This is a genomic window from Sphingobacterium sp. UBA5639 (assembly GCF_002421245.1).
GTDB classification, from domain to species: domain Bacteria; phylum Bacteroidota; class Bacteroidia; order Sphingobacteriales; family Sphingobacteriaceae; genus Sphingobacterium; species Sphingobacterium multivorum.
The window spans coordinates 155,195-175,838 of sequence record NZ_DIJR01000002.1 but is presented as its reverse complement, the minus strand read 5'-3'; the positions used below and the strand labels follow the sequence as shown (position 1 = coordinate 175,838).

General features: G+C 38.5%; 20 protein-coding genes. 6 read left to right on the top strand and 14 right to left on the bottom strand.

All coding sequences use genetic code 11. The features are described from left to right. Positions 1–121 precede the first annotated feature (121 nt). A complete protein-coding gene (aroQ, locus tag B4Z90_RS01555; protein WP_286801246.1) occupies positions 122–541 on the top strand; it encodes a type II 3-dehydroquinate dehydratase in 420 nt (139 codons plus the stop codon). Between the two features lie 89 nt (positions 542–630). On the opposite strand, the gene B4Z90_RS01550 is transcribed toward aroQ, so the two are convergent. From B4Z90_RS01550 to B4Z90_RS01530, 5 genes are read right to left on the bottom strand one after another with little or no spacing between them, the layout of a single operon-like run. Next, entirely contained in the window at positions 631–1,605 is a 975-nt protein-coding gene (locus tag B4Z90_RS01550) for a bifunctional riboflavin kinase/FAD synthetase (protein WP_070565590.1), read from the bottom strand. Between the two features lie 55 nt (positions 1,606–1,660). Next, positions 1,661–2,383: a tRNA pseudouridine(55) synthase TruB gene (truB, locus tag B4Z90_RS01545; RefSeq protein ID WP_070565588.1), complete on the bottom strand. Its 723-nt coding sequence runs from the start codon at positions 2,381–2,383 to the stop codon at positions 1,661–1,663. Between the two features lie 9 nt (positions 2,384–2,392). Continuing rightward, the gene (locus B4Z90_RS01540; RefSeq protein ID WP_070565586.1) at positions 2,393–3,187 is read right to left on the bottom strand and encodes an undecaprenyl-diphosphate phosphatase; all 795 of its coding nucleotides are present in this window, start codon (positions 3,185–3,187) and stop codon (positions 2,393–2,395) included. A 22-nt stretch (positions 3,188–3,209) separates the two neighbouring features. Then, entirely contained in the window at positions 3,210–3,449 is a 240-nt protein-coding gene (locus B4Z90_RS01535; RefSeq protein WP_046674488.1) for a DUF3098 domain-containing protein, read from the bottom strand. Positions 3,450–3,451: 2 nt separating this feature from the next. Next, on the bottom strand, positions 3,452–4,330 hold the full coding sequence (locus tag B4Z90_RS01530; protein ID WP_046674489.1) for a cell division protein FtsX: 879 nt from the start codon (positions 4,328–4,330) through the stop codon (positions 3,452–3,454). Positions 4,331–4,547: 217 nt separating this feature from the next. Here B4Z90_RS01530 and leuS point away from each other — a divergent pair, with 217 nt between their 5' ends. Beyond that, a complete protein-coding gene (leuS, locus tag B4Z90_RS01525) occupies positions 4,548–7,331 on the top strand; it encodes a leucine--tRNA ligase (RefSeq protein ID WP_286801245.1) in 2,784 nt (927 codons plus the stop codon). 53 nt (positions 7,332–7,384) lie between these two features. On the opposite strand, the gene B4Z90_RS01520 is transcribed toward leuS, so the two are convergent. Next, positions 7,385–7,666 (bottom strand): GNAT family N-acetyltransferase, encoded by a 282-nt coding sequence (locus B4Z90_RS01520; RefSeq protein WP_070565582.1) that lies wholly within the window; start codon positions 7,664–7,666, stop codon positions 7,385–7,387. Positions 7,667–8,070: 404 nt separating this feature from the next. Between B4Z90_RS01520 and B4Z90_RS01515 the strand changes: the two genes are divergently transcribed. Continuing rightward, the gene (locus tag B4Z90_RS01515) at positions 8,071–8,496 is read left to right on the top strand and encodes a cold-shock protein (protein WP_070565580.1); all 426 of its coding nucleotides are present in this window, start codon (positions 8,071–8,073) and stop codon (positions 8,494–8,496) included. Positions 8,497–8,742: 246 nt separating this feature from the next. On the opposite strand, the gene B4Z90_RS01510 is transcribed toward B4Z90_RS01515, so the two are convergent. Continuing rightward, positions 8,743–9,030: a hypothetical protein gene (locus B4Z90_RS01510; protein ID WP_286801243.1), complete on the bottom strand. Its 288-nt coding sequence runs from the start codon at positions 9,028–9,030 to the stop codon at positions 8,743–8,745. Positions 9,031–9,122: 92 nt separating this feature from the next. After that, on the bottom strand, positions 9,123–9,308 hold the full coding sequence (locus B4Z90_RS01505) for a hypothetical protein (RefSeq protein ID WP_286801242.1): 186 nt from the start codon (positions 9,306–9,308) through the stop codon (positions 9,123–9,125). Between the two features lie 63 nt (positions 9,309–9,371). On the opposite strand from B4Z90_RS01505, the gene B4Z90_RS01500 reads away from it, so the two are divergent. Then, a complete protein-coding gene (locus B4Z90_RS01500; RefSeq protein ID WP_286801241.1) occupies positions 9,372–9,953 on the top strand; it encodes a TetR/AcrR family transcriptional regulator in 582 nt (193 codons plus the stop codon). 15 nt (positions 9,954–9,968) lie between these two features. Here the strand turns inward: B4Z90_RS01500 and B4Z90_RS01495 are convergent, their stop codons facing one another. Beyond that, a complete protein-coding gene (locus B4Z90_RS01495) occupies positions 9,969–10,832 on the bottom strand; it encodes a metallophosphoesterase (protein WP_201638993.1) in 864 nt (287 codons plus the stop codon). Continuing rightward, positions 10,829–11,341, bottom strand: coding sequence for a GNAT family N-acetyltransferase (locus B4Z90_RS01490; RefSeq protein WP_286801239.1), 513 nt, complete (start codon positions 11,339–11,341; stop codon positions 10,829–10,831). Before B4Z90_RS01490 ends, B4Z90_RS01495 begins: the two co-directional genes overlap by 4 nt. Before the next feature lie 119 nt (positions 11,342–11,460). Here B4Z90_RS01490 and B4Z90_RS01485 point away from each other — a divergent pair, with 119 nt between their 5' ends. Next, a complete protein-coding gene (locus B4Z90_RS01485) occupies positions 11,461–11,970 on the top strand; it encodes an SRPBCC family protein (protein WP_201638995.1) in 510 nt (169 codons plus the stop codon). 188 nt (positions 11,971–12,158) lie between these two features. Here the strand turns inward: B4Z90_RS01485 and B4Z90_RS01480 are convergent, their stop codons facing one another. The 4 genes from B4Z90_RS01480 to B4Z90_RS01465 all read right to left on the bottom strand — a co-directional run bounded on the left by B4Z90_RS01480 (position 12,159) and on the right by B4Z90_RS01465 (position 17,040). Further along, on the bottom strand, positions 12,159–12,776 hold the full coding sequence (locus B4Z90_RS01480; RefSeq protein WP_115050734.1) for a hypothetical protein: 618 nt from the start codon (positions 12,774–12,776) through the stop codon (positions 12,159–12,161). Positions 12,777–14,191: 1,415 nt separating this feature from the next. Next, positions 14,192–14,671: an RrF2 family transcriptional regulator gene (locus B4Z90_RS01475; protein ID WP_070565571.1), complete on the bottom strand. Its 480-nt coding sequence runs from the start codon at positions 14,669–14,671 to the stop codon at positions 14,192–14,194. 99 nt (positions 14,672–14,770) lie between these two features. Continuing rightward, a complete protein-coding gene (hmpA, locus tag B4Z90_RS01470) occupies positions 14,771–15,973 on the bottom strand; it encodes an NO-inducible flavohemoprotein (protein ID WP_236560227.1) in 1,203 nt (400 codons plus the stop codon). A 227-nt stretch (positions 15,974–16,200) separates the two neighbouring features. Further along, positions 16,201–17,040: a DUF4846 domain-containing protein gene (locus B4Z90_RS01465; protein WP_201638996.1), complete on the bottom strand. Its 840-nt coding sequence runs from the start codon at positions 17,038–17,040 to the stop codon at positions 16,201–16,203. A gap of 164 nt (positions 17,041–17,204) precedes the next feature. Between B4Z90_RS01465 and B4Z90_RS01460 the strand changes: the two genes are divergently transcribed. Next, positions 17,205–20,627: a glycosyltransferase gene (locus B4Z90_RS01460; RefSeq protein ID WP_286801238.1), complete on the top strand. Its 3,423-nt coding sequence runs from the start codon at positions 17,205–17,207 to the stop codon at positions 20,625–20,627. Positions 20,628–20,644 lie beyond the last annotated feature (17 nt).

Below are 20,644 nucleotides of genomic sequence, written 5' to 3'. Positions count from 1 at the left end.
TCCGATCGTGGACGATCCCTTCTTATGATGTGTTAGGACTTAAAAACGATTTGCTTAAACAGAAAATGGCATGGGTTCGCTTAGTTAGCCAATGGACCAGCACAAAACTAATGTTATTCCAATGAAAAAAATCCTCGTACTGAATGGCCCAAATTTAAATTTGTTGGGTGTAAGGGAGAAATCAATTTATGGTAGCCAGGACTTCCTGGGCTATTTTGAAGAACTAAAACAACAATTTGAAACAGTGGAATTAGCCTATTTTCAAAGCAATTCTGAAGGAGGATTAATCGATAAGATACACGAAGTCGGTTTTGAATTTGATGGAATTGTGTTGAATGCCGGAGCGTATACTCACACTTCAGTTGCGATCGGGGATGCAATCGCAGCAATCACAACACCTGTTATCGAAGTTCACATAAGCAATGTCCATCAAAGAGAGGAATTTCGTCATCATTCGTTCCTCGCAAAGAATTGTAAAGGGGTGATCTGTGGTTTTGGCCTGGATAGCTACAGATTGGGTATAGAGGCGTTTATTAAATAATATCTTCTTTTGCAAGGAAGAGAAAAAATAGCTATAAAACAAAAAAGCGGGAATTCCCGCTTTTTTGTTTTATAGCTAACACACTTGTTCTAACCAATAAGACTTCTGATTTCGACTTCGTCTGCTTTGATCTGAGCTTTCATTTCTTCAAGTGAGTCAAATCGTTCATCGTGTCGGATAAAATGAAGGAACTTTACGCGGAGTGTCTTGCCATAAATATCCTGATCGAAATCGAATAGGCTGATTTCAATAGCCCGATTCATACCATCGACAGTGGGCCTGGTTCCTATATAGCCCATGCCTTTCGCAATGGATACTGGACTTTCCTCTTTATACTCTCCCGTAGTGATGTTTTGGATATGATTATAGATGTATACCTCAACAGCATAAATACCATAGGCTGGTATTAGTTTATGAGGTTCGTGAACCTGAAGGTTGGCTGTTGGAAATCCGATGGTACGACCAATTTGGTCGCCTCTAATCACCGTTCCCGTTAATTCAAAAGGATAACCTAAATAGAGATTAGCCGTTCTTATATCGCCTTTTATAAGCGCTTCACGTACGCGCGTGGAGGACACTGCAATATCATTGATGTCTTGCTCCGGAATTTCGTCAACGCTGTAGTCAAATATAGATGCAAACTGCTCCAAATCGCCCATCGAACCCTTTCGATCTTTGCCAAAATGGTGATCATAGCCTATCACAATCTTTTTTGTGCCCAATTTGCCAACAAGAACATTGCTAATATATTCTTCCGGAGTCTGATTGGAAAAATCACGGGAAAAAGGAATGATAATTAAGTGGTCAATTCCCACTTTGCTTAATTGACTGACCTTTTCTTCGATATCGTTGATCAGGCGTAAACTATCATCGTCTGGATTGATAATCAATCGTGGATGTGGAAAAAAAGTAAGCAAAATTGTCTCACCATTAATTTTATGAGCTGCTTCCTTTAGGTGAGCCAATATTTTTTGATGGCCAATATGAACTCCATCGAAAGTACCGATGGTTACAACTGCATTTTCAACTGGTGAGAAATCATCTAAACTTCTGTAGATTTTCATTTATAGGAGTTTTTGCAAAAATAAGATAAAGAATCAATAAAATGGGACGGTAAAGTTATTTAATGATTTCTTTATGACGTTTTATTTCAGCGATAAGTTGTTCAAGGTTCCAAGCATTTTCTACGCGATAATCTCCACTTTTGGTGCGTCGCAAGGAACTCAGATGTGATCCACTCTGTAAGAATTTTCCAAAATCGTAGGCCAACGATCTGATGTAAGTTCCTTTTGAACAGGATATACGAAAATATACGTTGGGGAGCTCGATTCTTTCAATGATAAAGCTATTGATACGTACCTGGCGGGACTTTATTTCAACCTCCTCGCCACGACGGGCCTTTTCATAGACACGTTCGCCATTAATTTTTATGGCTGAATGGGCGGGGGGAAATTGCTGAATATCGCCTTCAAAGGATTTTGCTGCTTCGAAGATCATGTCCTCCGTGATGTGATCGATTGAAAAGGTTTGGTCAATTTCTGTTTCCAGATCGTAAGAAGGCGTCGTCGCTCCTAGGGTGATCGAACCCGTGTATTCTTTGTCCTCAGCTTGGTAGCTGTCTATTTTTTTTGTTAGTTTTCCAGTGCATACAATGAGTAGCCCCGTTGCCAGTGGATCTAAAGTCCCTGCATGACCGACTTTTAATTTTAATGGCTTGATTGAGTTTCTAACTTTACCAACAACGTCAAAACTTGTCCATGTTAAAGGTTTATCGATCAACAACATTTCTCCTTCAGCAAAGTTGAACTTTGCTGAGTTTTCACTAACCTCTATATTTTCCATCCAAAGATTTTAGATAATTTGTAAACTATGACCCGAAAGTAGGAGGGCAAGAATAATTACACCAACGATGATTCGGTACCAACCAAATGCTTTAAAACCATATTTGGTTAAAAAGCCGATAAAAGACTTAATGGCGACGATTGCAACAACGAAACCAATTAGATTTCCGATAATAAGCAAATTAAGTTCTTCTCCCGTGAAGGTGTTACCTTCTTTAAAGAACTTTAAAAGCTTTACGGCAGAAGCGCCAAACATCATAGGCAAAGCAAGGAAAAAGGAGAATTCCGCAGCAGCTTTACGTGTTAGTTTCTCGGCCATACCACCAATAATTGTGCTTGCAGATCTTGAGGTACCCGGAATTAATGCAAGACATTGGTATACCCCGATCATAAAAGCTTGTTTGTAGGAAACCTTGTCCGAATCTTCAACAGTTGGTTTGTTGAACCACTTGTCAACAAAAAGTAAAACGAGACCGCCGACGACCAACATCACGGCGACCATTAATGGACTCTCCAGTAATGCATCAATATAATCGTTGAATAACAAGCCCAAAACAGAGGCGGGGATAGCTGCAATGATCAATTTGTAGTAAAATGATAGTGTTTTAAAGAAACGCTTGTAGTATAACACCAATACGGATAATATCGTTCCTAACTGGATGACAATTGTAAATAATTTGACAAAGGCCGATGGTTGAATACCCATTAGGGCAGTAGCAATGATCATATGACCTGTCGAAGACACAGGCAAAAACTCCGTTAATCCTTCAATGATAGCAAGGATGATAGCTTCAATAATAGACATCTGTTTGAGGTAAGATTATGCTTTAATTTGATTTGTTTTTGGGACGATATAGGATTGCCGCGAATCCGATCGCAAATCCAAGAACAACAACAATAGGGGCCAAGGTGATCTTGGTAAAACTATAAATGTCAGTTTCACCAGACATCAATGTAAAGCCAATGACTACAATAGCTAAGCTCGCTATAAACAGTTGGTAATTTACTTTGGAGAATACAAATGAACCTTTATTGACTGATTCAGTAGATTTCTTTATTTGAGCCATTTTTATCTGTATAAATCGTTAGATTGTGCCTTTAAATATTTTGTTACTGCGAAATAGGTGCTAAGTCCCGAAATGAGAATTCCAATCAGGATTACGCCTAAAAAGATCACTGCAAATTCAAACCAGTTGCGTAAAAAAACCAGTTCCGGTATTTGCTGTTGTGCAAATTTCAGCGTTAGAATGAGCAGTAAAATCGCGATCAAAGATCCCAATAAACCATGAATGATGCCATATGTTATAAATGGTTTACGAATAAAGTTTTTAGTCGCCCCAATCAATTGCATACTTTTAATTAAGAAACGCTGCGAATAGATCGCAAGACGTATCGTATTATTGATTAAAGCTACGGCGATAATCAGTAAGATAACCGCAAAAGCAAGAACAATCATTCCGATGATGCGTACGTTTTTGTTGACCATGTCAATTAATGACTCTTGGTATACAACTTCTTTAATTTTATTGTTTTTGGAAATCTTTTCAATAAAAGTTTTAATGCTATCTGTATTTGCATAATTCTCTTTCATGTAAACATCTAAAGAAGGCAATAGTGGGTTATGCCCCAGATATTGTACGAAATCTTCACCAAGATCTTCTTTCAAGTTTTTTGCAGCCAATTCTTTACTGATATATTCGGTGCGAAGTACGTAAGGATCTTTTTCAAGGTCTTTTTGTAGTGAAAGGACATCACCTTCACTTGTGCCATCATTTACGATGACATTTAAGACGATATTTTCCTTAACGTATTTCGAAAGATTTTTAGCGTGCACCAAGAGTAACCCTAACATACCTGTTACCAGCAACACGAGCGCGATACTGATAACCGTAGATACATATACAGATTTTGTTTTTCTTTTTTGTGTGCTTAATTCGTATTCTGACATAATAAGCAAAAATTTATTTGCGAAAGTAACTATTTGAGTGGAAGATTTCGAATTAATCTTGTAATTACTTTGATAAAATCTATTCGAACGCTGTTTTCTTCCTATGTTTAATTAACTTTTCAATACTATAATTTATTGTTCAAACTACAAAACTTTTATCACATTTCAGTATTAAAATCGTAATTTCGCAAGTCATAAAAATTCCTTACGAATAAAAATGGAGTATAATCACAAATCATTAGAGAAAAAGTGGCAAAAATTTTGGGCGGATCATCAAACGTATAAAACGTCCGATACGCATCAAAAGCCAAAATACTATGTATTGGATATGTTTCCTTATCCTTCCGGAGCGGGGCTGCACGTTGGTCACCCGCTGGGATATATTGCTTCGGACATCTTTTCAAGATATAAACGTTTGAAAGGTTTCAATGTATTGCATCCGATGGGATATGATTCTTTTGGACTTCCTGCAGAGCAATATGCCATTCAAACTGGTCAGCATCCTGCTGTTACGACTGAGGTAAATATCAATCGTTATCGTGAGCAAATGGATAACATTGGGTTCTCTTATGACTGGAGTAGAGAAGTACGTACTTCTGATCCGTCATACTACAAATGGACACAGTGGATTTTTATGAGATTGTTTGATTCTTGGTATAATAAAGAGTCAGATAAAGCTGAACCGATCGAAACATTAATCGCTAGGTTTGTTGCAAGTGGCTCTGCTGGCATTTTAGCAGTTTCCGATGAAGATGTCTTGGAATTCAGCGCTGATGAATGGAAATCTTTTGACGAAGAAAAACAACAACGGGAATTGTTGAAATATCGGATTGCTTATTTGCGTGAAAGTACAGTAAACTGGTGTGCCGCTTTAGGTACAGTGTTAGCGAACGACGAGGTAATCAACGGTGTCTCTGAACGTGGCGGTTATCCTGTGGAGCAAAAGAAGATGATGCAGTGGTCTATGCGTATTACGGCCTATGCGGATCGTTTGTTGAAAGGTTTAGATACAATTGATTGGCCAGAGCCTTTGGTTGAAATGCAACGGAACTGGATCGGGAAATCTGTAGGTGCCTCCGTGAAATTTCCCGTGCCACAATTAAATACAAACATAGAGGTATTCACTACACGTGTAGATACCCTATTTGGCGTTTCGTTTATCGTATTGGCTCCAGAGCATGAATTGGTGGCTGCATTGACTACACCTGAGCAGCAAGCTGAAGTGGATGCCTATATCGAGAAAACGGCGAAAAAATCTGAATTGGATCGTATGGCCGATACGAAAACAGTTTCTGGTGCTTTTACAGGTTCTTATGCTAAACATCCTGTTTCAGGACAAGATGTACAAATTTGGATTGCAGATTATGTACTTGCCGGTTATGGTACAGGTGCTGTAATGGCTGTTCCGAGTGGCGATCAACGTGACTATGTGTTTGCTAAACATTTTGCTCTTCCTATTATTCCTATTTCGGATACCCAACATATTGAAGAAGAAGCTGATCCTAATAAAGACGGGAAATATATCAATTCCGATTTTATCAATGGTATGACTTACCAAGAGGCGGTCCCTGCGTTGATTGCTAAATTGGAAGAATTAAAATTAGGTAAAGCAAAAATAAACTTCCGTATGCGTGACGCTATTTTTGGTCGTCAGCGCTATTGGGGAGAACCCGTACCGGTCTACTTTAAAAATGGATTACCTTATTTAATTAAAGAAGAAGAATTACCGCTCTTATTGCCCGAGGTTGATAAATATTTACCGACAGAATCAGGAGAACCTCCTTTAGGAAGGGCAAAAGATTGGAAATATGAAGATCAATATGAGTATGAATTGAGTACGATGCCAGGATGGGCGGGCTCTTCATGGTATTGGTTTAGATATATGGATCCAAAAAATGAAGGTAATTTTGCGTCTAAAGAAGCAGTGGATTATTGGAAAGCCGTAGATTTATACATCGGTGGCTCTGAGCATGCTACTGGACACTTGTTATATTCGCGTTTTTGGAACAAGTTTTTGAAAGATTTGGGCTTCCAAAATGAGGAAGAGCCATTCCGCAAATTGATTAATCAGGGCATGATTCAAGGGCGCTCTAATTTTGTGTATCGTGTGTTGGATGAAGAGGGTAGAGGTACAAATCAATTTGTATCCTATGGGTTGAGAAACGAATATAAAACAATTCCATTACATGTCGATGTAAATATAGTCTATAATGATCAGTTGGATTTGGAAAAATTCAAAGCTTTCAGACCTGACTTTGCCAACGCCGAATTTGTGTTGGAAAATGGTAAGTATATCTGCGGCAGCGAAGTGGAGAAAATGTCAAAATCCAAATTCAATGTGGTCAATCCGGACGATATTATCGAATCCTATGGAGCAGATACATTACGACTATATGAAATGTTTTTGGGGCCTTTGGAGCAAGCTAAGCCTTGGAATACAAATGGGATTGAAGGAGTTTATAAGTTTTTACGTAAAGTATGGCGACTGTTCCACGATGCTGATGGTAGTTTCACTGTTTCCGATGAAGATCCATCCAAAGCAGAGTTTAAAGCCTTACATAAAATTATCAAAAAGGTGGAAGACGATATTGAGCGTTTTTCATTCAATACTTCAGTTTCAGCCTTTATGATCTGTGTCAATGAATTGACCGAGTTGAAATGCAATAAAAGACAAATATTGGAACAGCTTGTCATTATTCTTCAGCCTTATGCACCACATATTACGGAAGAGTTGTGGGCGCTGTTGGGTAATGAAGCTGGTACACTATCTTACGCTTCATATCCTGTATTTAAACCAGAATATTTAGTTGAATCGGAATTTGCTTATCCGGTGTCTTTCAATGGTAAGATGAAATTTAATCTGTCATTGGCACTTGATTTAGACCAAAAAGCAGTAGAAGATACGATTAAAGCCCATGCTGATGTACAACGGCATTTAGATGGGAAGGCGATCAAAAAGATTATTTTTGTCAAAGGAAAAATAATCAATATCGTCATTTAATCCACTCAATACAGTATAAAAAGCCGTTTTATCGATAGGATAAAACGGCTTTTTTATGCCAATACATCTTGAAAAGCTATTGTTTTATCGAAGATAGCTTTCGCATAGGGACAATTTGGGATAATTTTGGCGTCATTCTTTCGGGCGTAGTCAACAGCCTCCAGTACCAATTTTTTTCCCACACTCATTCCCTGATACTCGTCGTAGACTTCTGTATGATCAATGGAAAACTCATGATCGTTTTGCCAGGTATACTCTAAAATTCCGGCTTCATTATTTTCAACTTCTGCAATAAAATTGCCTCTTTCGTCCCTTTCGATGTTTCTTATTTCCATAGTTTTTTTTAAAGTAACGTCTAAATGATCTTTTTGTTTTATGGAATTTCTCAATTTTAGGATTGCAATCGAGTTTATCTATTTGCGAAAGGATGCGACAGTATAGGCTCTTATTCACAATTGAAGGTTAAACTCACCGCTAGTCAAACTATCGTTTGCTCTAGGGGCGTTCACAAAAAAAAATACGCATAAAACTATTACCTATAGATCGAGCTTAAAATCAATAACGATGAACTCACGCTAAGTTGATATCAGCATGAATACAAACGCTTAATAGACATTTTCTGAAGAATTTTTCTTATCTTTGCAAATATCTCCTTAGTATACCTCGCATTTTTATCTTTTCAATGAAGCTCTAAAGGTCCGTAACCTCTTCGGGAACATTTTATTTTAATCCATATTGAATGAGCAAAAGCCAAATTACATTTAACAAAAAAGAACGAGAAAAAAAGAAGCTACTTAAAAAGCAACAAAAAAATGAGAAAAAAGAATTCAACAAAACAAACAATGACAAGGGAAAGTCATTAGAAGAATTGTTTGCCTATGTTGATGAATACGGAAATATCTCAGACAAACCGCCGGTAAAATTGAAAGAAGGTGAAACTCCGACATATAACGCTTCTCCTCAAGAAGACTATTCTTTTGGAAAGGTTGTTCATTATAATACAGAGTCCAATTATGGTTTTATTAGGGACAACGAAACGCAGCAATCAATATATTTCAATGATCGTCTCGTCGGTCAGAAATTAAACCTCAACCAAAAGGTGAAGTTTAAATTCAAAAGTGCAAAACAAGGTGCGCAAGTAACCGAGGTTTTGATTGAATATTAGCACGAAAGAAAACACTTGGCATGTCAGGTGTTGATCATAAGCCCTTTGTTTGATATCATCGTGGTTGGCGTCAAACAAAGGTTTTTTTATGCTGTAACTCGACTGGCCTTGGTTTTACCTATCGATATGATATCGCTATTAAGATAATCATCTGGTTCTCCTTTCATATATTTTATTAGTTTCAAAGCATTGTGTTTTTCGGACGCCTTGCCTGCATCTGTATTGAGGTAAGAAGCTGTTCCCTGTTTACCGGGGGGATGGAAGATTTCTGCTGATGTAGAGAGGTTGATGAATATAAAAATAGAATAAACCGCCAGCAAAATAGGCTAAAACATCAATAATGTCTCCGGTATTATAGCTTGTGTATTTGGGCATGATCCATTCAAAAAGGATAGACGCAAGCAAAGAGATCGTCCAGATTTGATAGAGCGGATAGCCATGCGCCTTATTATTATTGAATGAGAAGCTTCCGATTGTGGATGAAAAATGAATAATAATCGGAACAAATACAAAGTCTGTTAACCAATTATTCAAGAATGGAATTGGGAAATTATTTGCCCTGGTGAATCTGATGAAAACCCAACAACACCAATGAAAAATAAATAAACAATCAAAAAGCTCCTTGCTTAGTGAGCAAAGGAAACGGCGATTAACATTGCAATTGCGCCACATACCATTAAGGTTAGAAACATAAAAAATGCTGTTTGTTTGCCGAATTTTTTCCAAGTGCTATCGCGCGGGCGGGCTGGAATCAAAGTATGTTTGATGTCTATATACTGTTTTTTTAGCCAATTGTTTGCTGGTTTTTCCATCTATGTTGTCTTAACGTTATACTTTATGATACAAATTTAGAACAATTGTTCTAAATTTGTATCATGAATACGAAAGAAAAAATTATTAACGAAGCGATAAGGGTATATAACCGCGAAGGTGTACGTACAGTAACGACGCGTCAAATCGCGCAAGAAATGGGTATAAGCGCTGGTAATCTCCATTATCATTTTAAACATACGGAAGATATTATTTTTCACGTTTTTCAGTTACTTCAAGCCGAATACGATAAAATGATTTTGCTTCCTGCTGATCCGACACTACCTTTTCTGCAACTACTGAACTGTTTCGTGGAGGTTTCTTATGCGCTAATTGATAAGTATAGATTTATTTTTGAGAATTTTGTTGAAATCTGTAGCTGGATTCCTGAAATCGCCGAATCTTATCGAGGTTTGGTTGCGCGGCGTGAGGAACAATTGATGTCTTTATTTATGTGTTATGCAGATGCTGGTATGTTCCGTCGAGATATTCCATTGTCGAATTTAAAAAGCTTTGTGCGTCAGCTTTTCATCGTTTCGGATTTTTGGAGTTCAAGCTATGCTGTTTTGGGTAGACCGCAAGGAATAGATCCTTTAGACGATTATAGGCAAACTATTTATACCGCATTTTATCCATACCTTCTTTAAAAGGTCGGATCGAACCTAATGGATTTCATTTTGTGATTCCTTTTTCAAGGTGAAAATTGTAACCTCGGGTCTGGCGTTGAATCTGATAGGAATACTGTGTCCCAGTCCTCGATTGATATATAATATTCTGTTTCCGCTTATTTTTTTTATTCCTTGATCATATTTCTTGTTTCGTACAGGTATGATCGGGGAGCCCCAAAATGGAATTCGTACCTGACCCGCGTGTGTATGTCCTGCCAGAATCCAGCCAGTGTAACCATTCCAGACATTGAGGTCTGCGGCATCTGGATTATGGCATAAGACCAAACTGGCTTGCGATTGGTTATACTCCTTCATAGCTTTGATAGGGTTAAAATTCGTTCCCCAAAGGTCATCTATGCCGAATATTCTTAACCCATGGATTGTTATACTTTCATTTCTCAATACGCTGATGTTATATCCTTTGAGTAGGCTCACGATTGAATCTGCTGCAGCACTGTCCCTAAAATTCGTTCCATAATCATGATTTCCTAGGATCGCCAATGTCTGAAGTTTGCCTTTTGGTGCAACTTGCATGACTTTATCAAGCTCAGCTAAGGGTATTTTATGATTAACGAGCCGTACAAAATCGCCGGTGTACACAATGATATCCGGTTTTAATGCTGCGATTTCTCGGAAGGTTCTTTTTATAAAATCTTTATCCACATAGTTTCCGATGTGGATGTCAGAAATCTGGACCAATGATTTTCCGTTCAATACCTCGGGTAAATGTTTTATAGGTAGATCGATCTGTTCATATTTTACCCAATGCGGCTCGATTTTCCAGCTATAAAAACCGATCAATGTACCCATAATAAGTAAGTATAGGGTGATATGCTTTAATTTTCGCTTGTTTTTCATCGCGCTAAATTAGCTTTCCATGTTGATTTATTGATTTGCATATTGAGGCTTTTCCAGGTTTCATCTCCAATTGTTACTGTTGAAATAATATTTTCGTTGATCCGGAAGCCTACGGTTTCATAGCACCGAATTGCATTGTAGTTCCAGTCATAAACGTTTAGATCAGCTATATCATAGTTTCCTTCGGTGAAAAGTAGTTTTAGCAGTGCATTTACGGTGCTTTTGCTATAGCCTTTATTTCGTTCGGAACTTTTTGCAATTAAAATGCGGCAGAGTCTTGGGATGTCTCGTTCGAAGTTTAATTCACAGTGACCAATAGTTTCTGTGGTTGTTGTATCTGTTATTTTAAAAGCGCGGCGCTTCGGGTCTTGTATATATTGTTCAAGTTGCTGATCGCTAAGTGGAAACGAAAAATAAGGTCCTGCAAATTGCAATAGTTCCTCTGCTGATCCAATCCAGGATTTAAAAAGGGGGAAATCTGATCTTTCGAATGGAAGGAGTGTTATCATGCTTATTGTCTATGTTGCTGTTTGGATAGAATACACTCAATTTATAAAATTCTAATGCTGAATCCTAAAGAAGTTACCGAATTTTACGAAATTCGTGTGAAAATTTTTAAGAGTATATTATGCCGCAGCTTATTTTAGATACAGTTATAGAGGCTCCTTTGCCTGTTGTTTTTGACCTGGCGCGTAGTATTGATTTGCATATGTATTCGACAAAGAAAACAAGGGAGAAAGCGATTGATGGAGTGACGACGGGTTTGATCGAAGCAGGACAAAGGGTTCGGTGGCACGCAAGACATCTCGGCATTACGCAAACATTGACCGTGCAGATAACGGCGATGGAAAAGCCTCATTTTTTTGAAGATCAAATGACCCAGGGGGTATTTCATTCCATGGATCACAAGCACATTTTCAAGCAACTTGAAAATGGAAAAGTAGTCATGCGTGATATATTTAATTTCAAGGCGCCGCTCGGAGTTTTGGGGAGATTTGCAGAATGGCTTTTTTTAACGCGCTATATGCGATGCTTTCTCGAGGAGCGCAATCAAGTGATCAAAGAAGTTGCGGAATCAGGAAAATATGGCTCGTATATTAACAAAAGTAGCTTTGTTGGAAAAAGAATAAAGGATTGATCGGCTCAGCTTAGGCGTCCTTAACAACCGTATGAATGTTCTTCGCTAGAAGGTTATAGATTTGTTCGTATCGTGTGTTTAGTGAGAAGGTCATCGATTCGCTGTTGGCTGGATTAAAATCCGATATTGACTGTGAGGTAGCATTGCGTCTTTGTGCTTTTTTCGACATTATCCGTAAAACCTTTTTATTAATGATTTCTTGCTAAAATAACCAAATCCGGTTTTTTCTTCCAAAGCTCTTCCTGTAAAAACTCAAAAGCTCCTTTTTGATTCATGGTAACCTGATGAATTTTGTTGAATTCATTGTAGAAATAGATACGATAGCTGTTAGGTCCCCGGTAATTTCTGATAATTTTTGTTTCAATACGATGGATTTGATGAATAGCGATCCGTTTATTTCCGATCAACGGAAAGAATAAAATCTCATTTTCACAAAAAAGATAAGGAGCGGCAACGGCAAAAAAGTGCATGAGTCGTCTATTGTACTCCTGGTAGACTGCTATATCATGATCGTTTAGTCGCTGTAGCGCATTGATGAATTTTTGATTTTTAATGTAAGCCATCCAGCACAATATACCGAACGCAAAACCTAAATAAATAAAAAGAACAGATAGGGTAGGGAGTGATTTATAGAAAAACGAGAGCTTATCTTCACTGGCTGACCATTTCGAAAAAAAGGCAAATAAGAAAAAACCGTAACAAAAAGCAAACATAACCAAGAAAATTCCAATAATGACATTACGGGCTTTCTTCATCTTTATCCGTTCTGCTTTTAAGAATGATCTCACTAAGGTGTCTTTATTCATGGTCTTTTTGAAAAATTTAAAGATAATAAAAGCGTTTGTTATGTTCTTTCCGAATTTGATTTTAACGGTCTAGGGTAGTTTTTTTATGATGTATAGCTTTATATAATCCATTTTACTTATTTATTTTAAAGGTTTTTATTCTCATTTTTTTTATGAATTTGCCACCCTTCAACTCCTGAAGTTTTTTACTGGGTCCATAAAGTTCTAGCGCAGATAAGATGTTGTCTGAGTCGTTTTGAGCCCCTCTGTGTTCTTCTTTTTTTGTAGAGGTGAATGTGGTGCTTTGCAGAAAGTTGTTATCTTAAATCGATTAAGAGGGGGGTAGAATTGGATAGCATGACTCAGAATGGTGATATAGAGTGTCCCGTTGATTGCAAGTCAAGTACTCCTCATGGGTACTTCGACAGCTGTGTTTTTAAGGTTTACCCATAGTTAGGCGGGAAAGCTGTTATTAGCCGTTTTAAGCGATTTTGTAAAGATTATATGCATTTGGGTGGTTATAGATAGATTTTGTCTTATATCGCATAAAAGGCTTGTTAAATCGCATGTTTGCTTGTGTTTATGAGATGGGGCGCAAGTGGAGCTTACGCTGGTCAATTGAACCTGCTCTGGCGCCCATTTGTTTCGAGGCCTTTTTTGTCTGCGGTTATCATTGACATATGTCTTGTCGCACATGTTATTTTCAGCCTGCATAAATCAAGCGCGAAGATACAACGATATTTACCTGTTTGACTTTTGCGTAAACCGGGGCTGTATGGTTCTTCACATTGTGGCTGTACTTGAGTAAGAAAAAGGTGTGGATAAAATTTTATCCACACCTTTTTTTATTTAAAATAGCCCGTTAATGGTGTTATTTAATGCTATTTTTTTCGTTTATATAAATTACATAATTTATTGTTAATTAGAGTTTAAATTGTTATTATTTTTAATAATATGATTCTTCCAGTAAAAATACGAAAAGATGGTGTTGTAGTCAGAGAATAATCCTCATTTTTTGTGTTTAACCCAAAGGAAAGCTATGCAAAGAGGGCAATTATTGCCCAGTGATCGGTCAGATAGATGCCTGATTGCTGCGCTCAATAGGACTGTTTAATTAGGAAATGAGCATTATTTACAACAGGTTATATCGAGGCGGTCGAGCCTCTGCCAGATCGGTTTTCCTATAAGCGTAGTTTCACCCTAAAAGGTCGAATTTAGGGCGATTTTAGGTCTTCTGTGGAAACGAATGCTAAGATGTCTAAAATTCTTTTTTTACACTTTTATTTTTTTTTTATAAACCTATTTTTCAGGTGTTTATTGTGTGTTATATGGATTTAATATTTATATATTGAAAAATGGAATTTATGCGCACTTCTTTAATTTTTGTAAAGGGGCACAGCTGGAAAATAGGAGGAAGAAGCGGAAGATTTGGCCTATTAATCTGAGGAATTTGTCCTGGTTTTATCGGGTTCGATATGGCTTTTCGTTAATAGGATTTTTCCCTTGATAAGATCATCATTGAATTGGCCGACTGTTGTTTTTTGAAGCATTTCTGAAAGGTTATTGCGTATGCTTTTGAACTCATGATGCAAGGGACAGGGATATTGTTCGGAGCAGAATTCAAGCCCCATGCCGCAGCCGACAAATAGACTTTCACCGTCGATCGCTTTAACGACCTCGGATAGTGGTGTGGACATATCTCCGCTGTCGAGGTAAAACCCCCCGCCAGGTCCCTTCATGGATCGAATGATACCTGCCCGGCTTAGATTCTGTAGTATCTTGCCTAGAAAAGCCTCTGGAGAATGGATACTCTCTGCTATTTCTTTTATGCTCACGCGTTTATTTTCTTGGGAGCTTTGTGCAATAAAAAAAACTGCCCTTAGTCCATATTCACATGTTTTAGAAAAAATACCCATAATCTCTTTTTTGCTTTTTGCAAATGTACAAAATCAAAAATAGCCATCCGCAACGATTAAAAATTAGGGATGACTATTTCATGAAATAGGGCAGTGCAATTAATTTAGTTGCAAAGATGCCGGACCAAATTCTTCAAAATGAATGTTCTCAGCGTTGATGCCCTGATGGGTTAAATATTGGAAGTGCTTTTTGATAAATCCTGCAGGGCCACACAGGTAATAGTTTGCCTCCTGTGGAAGATAAGAAGCATCTATTTTAGCGAGATCAACCCAACCCTCAAGAGCGTCAGTGTCCATACCCTGCGCTTCGTCATAGAAAGAAAAGCTAGTCATGTTTTGATGTTGGCTCTCCAATGTTTTTACTCTTTCTTTAAACGCATGTAGATCAGGGTTGCGGCAACCATGGATCCAAGTGATCGGTTTGTCTTCTTTCTTGTCCGCTAGATGCTCTAACATGGCCATCAATGGGGTCTGACCAACGCCGCCACTGATAAATACATGTGGTTTGTCACTTTCGACCAATTGAAAGGAGCCTGTTGGTGCTGTGAGTTCCAGTTGTTTTCCAACCTCAACGTATTGATGTATATAATTACTCACCATACCCTCAGGTTTTCCTTCCGCGGCTTCTCTTTTTACCGAAATCCGGAGGTATTCGCCGTTACTCGCATCGGAAAGACTATATTGTCTGGGTTGATAAAGGTGTAATTCGGGAAGAAATACACGTACACTTACATACTGGCCTGCCTCGTGTTTTGGAAGTCTTCCTTGATCTGTTGGCTTGAGATAAATAGACTGAATCTCATCGGTCTCGGCTACCACTTTTATAATGGTGAATGGCTTCCAGCCCGTCCATCCGCCGTCGCTCTGGATCATCTGATTATACATATCCTTTTCGACTCCGACCATCAGATCTGCTAGCTGAAAATAGGCAACTTCCCAGGCTTCAATCAGTTCTTCTGTGGCAGCAGCCCCCAATACTTCCTGAATGGACGCCAATAAATGCTTCCCAACAATCTGATAATGCTCCGGACGAATATTGAGGCTACTGTGTTTTTGTCCGATATGTTTCACTGCCGAAAGAAGGACTGCTGGATTCTCAATATGCTCCGCATAGGCTAATACTGCTGTAGCCAAAGCCGTTTGTTGTCGCGCATTTTGTTGGTTTCCCATATTGAAGACATGTTTAAGCTCCGGATTGTGGTCAAACATACGTTTATAAAAATAACTGGTCAGCGCTACACCATGTTCGTTTAAAACCGGTACAGTACCTTTGATTAACTCTTTTTGTGCTTCAGTAATCATAATAAAATATTTAAATACCTTTTTATCTTTTATTTGATCAGAATAAAAAATGAAAAAATCCACTCGCTGTGAGGAATCTTATAACCTTGATAGGGTTCATTTGCAAATGACTATCGTTTACAAAAATAGAGAATTATAATAAAAGACAAAAATATCTTTTATTATTTTTTACTGCTTGTACGGACAATCATCCGGTCGATTTTAACGACAGTCTTGTTCACAGTGGACTACTCCCAGGTTTTAAGGTTTTTAGGATAAAATGTCCATTCAGGGGTTTTTATAATATCTTGGTCAATATCGTACCAAGGACTAAGCTTGCTGTTGTTCCAATTGTTTAAAATTTGTATTTCTTGGGCTGGCATGTAGCTTTGTGCGAGTAGTACAATTGTTTTTCCAGTGCTGTCCTTGGCCAGATCAACTACAATGATTGCATGGCCAATAGGAGATCCTTTTTGGATAAAAGTATCTCCAATCTTAACTTCTTGAGTCGTTTTTACACGGGGCAGCTCATCATGTAGTGAAGCCGTATTTGCATAGGCAAAAATATATTCCAAATATTTCCAATAGGTTGGGTAGGCGTAATCTCCTTTTGCGTAGTTTGTAAATGTACGGGGTTTACCGTCTGAAAGGAAGTTGAATTTGATATCCTTGTACCGCTTTTGTTGGTATAAGTAATCTGCCCTGAGCCGCATGACAGCATCCGCGCATTGGTGTAAATCGCGCTTTCCGATGTCCAGCTTTACAACACTGTTGTAGATGTTATTTCTAGGTTTAATTTTTCCATTGTAATAATGTACCTCCCTGTCGATGGGGTACAATGGAAGATTTTCAAGGAAATTTCCAAATTCTTCAGTCCGGTAGTTTGCTCTTTTAAAGCCTTCCGGCAATAAAATGCGTGATTTGACCGTCATCCCAGTGGGGTTAATAAACTGGCTTCCGTCCGTTCGCGCTAGATCCGCAGCGACCGAGTCGAGCACTTGGGCTTTTGGTGCAGCCACATTCGGTTGTCCACAGCCAATGAAAACCTGACACGAGAGGAGTGGAATGAGTACATATATGGATCTCATATAAAATTTTCTGAGCTAGTGTATTGCGTTTATCGAATATACTTAAATCTAGATATAATTCGAAACATAAATCATTTGAGAAAATTAAGAAATTTTTAAGCTACTCATCCGCTTTTTGGATCATTTTCTGATGTAGCTTAGCCGAAGTTAAAAAGAATACGATTATGTCAGGAAAACAGATTTTTCAGACGTCAAGCAAAAAGCGCTGGTACGCTTTTTCATGGATGAGCAGCGCATTGGTGATAGGTTTGATCATTGGTGTGATATGTGTGGTTTATACATTGGGAAAGATTCAGATTCCTCCTTTTCCAACAATTAATACCAACACAGCATTGACCGAAAAGTCCACCGCCAGATTAAAAAAATCCAAACAATTCAAGGAGTTTACCATTGTAAAATCCGAATTGGAGAAGATTAAACGTGACCGTGAGCTGAAGCATTTGAAACATATTGGTACCAAAGACAGGATCAATATGGGCTTTTATGTCAGTTCGTGGTCTAATGAAGTTCGTGAACAGTCTTTATCTGATTTACGCCGAAATATAGGTCATTTGGATATGGTCGCCATGGAGTCCTTTTTTACGGTACCTAATCAAGATACCGTGGTCGATAAAGCGGATACTGCTGCGCTTAAGGTGATCCATCAATATAAGCGTAAAGCAATTGCGCAGATTTCCAATTTCAGTGGTAACGATTTTGATGGGCAGACTGTAAAGGCTATTTTGCTTAATCCGGATAAACAACAACGTTTTATAGACGACATCCTTCTTAAAGTGAAGCGTAATGGTTTTGCAGGCATAAATATCGACTTTGAGAATTTACAGTTGGATGACCACCAGCCATTAAACGATTTTATGGCGCATATCTATACCGTATTTCATACAGAGGGCCTGCTTGTCACGCAAGATATCTCGCCTGAAAATGATGATTACGATCCCATTTCCTTACAAAAATACAACGATTATATTATTTTGATGGCTTATGATCAGCATTCCATTGAAAGTAATGCTGGGGCCATTTCACATCAGGCATGGGTTGAAAAGAACCTGGATGAACTTTGCAATAAGATCGATGCAGACAAAGTGATTTTGGCTTTGGCATGTTATGGATATGACTGGCCGAAAGATCGGGTGGGCAAAACGTTGACGTATGATAACGCCGTTATCTTGGCGCATAATTACAATGCTAAGATTACTTTTGATCCCCAATCTTCCAATCTCAACTTCAGCTATACAGATGGTGCGGGGATGCGCCATGATGTCTATTTTACCGATGCCGCAACTTATTTCAATCTCATCCGCAAAGCCGATGACTGGGGCCTTGCAGGCATTGCTCTTTGGCGTTTGGGAAGTGAAGACGCTCGTTTATGGTCGTTTATTTCCAGATCATTGAATCAAGAAAATTTGAAAAAAGAGCCTTTTGACTTTCGGAAAATAAGTCAGATCAATGTAGGAGGGATTCAATATATTGGCGATGGGGAAATTTTGGATTTGGTCAATAGCCCGGCTCCTGGGGAAGTTAAATTTACTTACGATCCATCGACGCTAATGATTCAGGACCAAGTATATGTAAAAACACCGAGTAATTACGTTATTAAGCGCTTTGGAGAAAGAGACAAGACGGTGGTGCTCACATTCGATGATGGGCCTGATCCGACATATACGCCACAAGTATTGGACATCTTAAAAAAAGAACGTGTTCCGGGAGCTTTCTTTCTTGTGGGTGTGATGGCTGAGAAAAATATGGATCTGGTCCGTCGCGAATACCAGGAGGGACATGAAATCGGTAACCATACTTTTTTTCACCCCGATATGTCCACAATAGGGCCAAATCGTGTTAAGTTCGAGTTGAACGCCACCCGAAAGATCATTGAATGTATAACCGGTCATAGTACAATTCTTTTCAGAGCTCCTTTTAATGCGGATGCCGAACCACAGACAGTGGCCGAAATTCTGCCCGTGGCCCAGAGCCGTAAAGAGAACTATATCAATATTGGCGAATACATCGATCCCATCGATTGGTTACCTGGCCGTACAGCAGATGAAGTCTATAAGGAAGTGATCAAACAACGCGATAACGGGAATATTATCCTATTACATGATGCTGGAGGAAATCGAGAAGCGACCATAGCCGCCTTGCCACGTATTATTCATTATTTTAAATCTCATGGATATAAATTTGCAACGATTGGTGATTTAATGGGCAAAAAACGAGATGAATTGATGCCACCTGTTGAAAATGCTTCCGATTCGGGATTTAGTGGATCTTCCAACCGCTTGTTCTTAGGAACATTGTTTTATGGTAACATCTTCTTGAATCTGGTTTTTTCCATTGCCATTGTATTGGCAATTTTTAGAACAGCAATGATTGCTTATTTGGCAATCCGGCAAAAACAAAAAAGTAAAAAAGAGCAATCTCAATTGGTTTTGGATCCTCGGGAGAAGGTAAGTGTGATCATTCCTGCCTATAATGAGGAAATAACCGTGTTGGCAACTATAAAAAGCCTGTTGAATTTGGATTATCCCAATTATGAGTTGATTTTTGTTGATGATGGATCGAAAGATAAAACTTTTGAGATGGTCAGTAAGGTGTATGGCGATCATCCTAAAGTAAGGTTATTTACAAAACCAAATGGAGGGAAAGCATCTGCGCTTAACTATGGTATCGAGCAATCCGATGCTCAGTTTGTGCTCTGTATCGATGCCGATACTCAACTGAAGACAGATGCGTTAAAGCAGTTGATGAAATATTTTAACAAATCTCAAGTCGCTGCTGTCGCAGGAAGTGTTAAAGTAGGAAATGTCCATAATATATTGACACATTGGCAATCGATCGAGTATATTACTTCACAGAATATGGATAGGAGAGCTTTCGATTTGCTCAACATGATATCGGTCGTACCAGGGGCAATTGGCGCCTTTCGTAGATCTGTTATTTTGGAAGTGGGTGGATTTACAACGGATACATTAGCGGAAGATTGTGATCTAACCATGCGTATATTAAGAGCGGGTTATACCGTGCGAAATTCATCTGAAGCAATCGCTTATACGGAAGCACCAGATACGGTAAAAATGCTCTTCAAGCAGCGTTTCCGTTGGAGCTTTGGTGTGTTGCAGAGTTTTTGGAAAAATAAACAGACCCTGTTGAATCCCAAATATGGCTATTTTGGTATGGTCGGAATGCCTAATATTCTGATTTTTCAGATTATACTTCCTTTATTTGCGCCCTTGGCCGATATTTTTATGTTATTCTCTCTGGTGAGCGGTCTTTTCTCCCTAAGCGAGGTAAATGGTATCAGCTGGACAGGAATTGCAGGATTATTTTCACTGCATAACGGTTTTGGTCAAGTGATGTTTTATTACTTCCTTTTTGTATTCGTGGATATGTTCTTTGCAGGTATTGCCTTTAAAATGGAAGGCGAGAAGCTTAGCAATTTAATTTATTTGTTTCCGCAGCGTTTTTTCTGGCGTCAACTGATGTATTTCGTTTTATTTAAGTCTGTCAGAAAAGCGATTAAAGGTGAATTAAATACTTGGGGTACCTTGAAACGGACAGGCGGGGTGAAAGAGGTAACAACAAATGCATAGAAATTGTGACTTACACG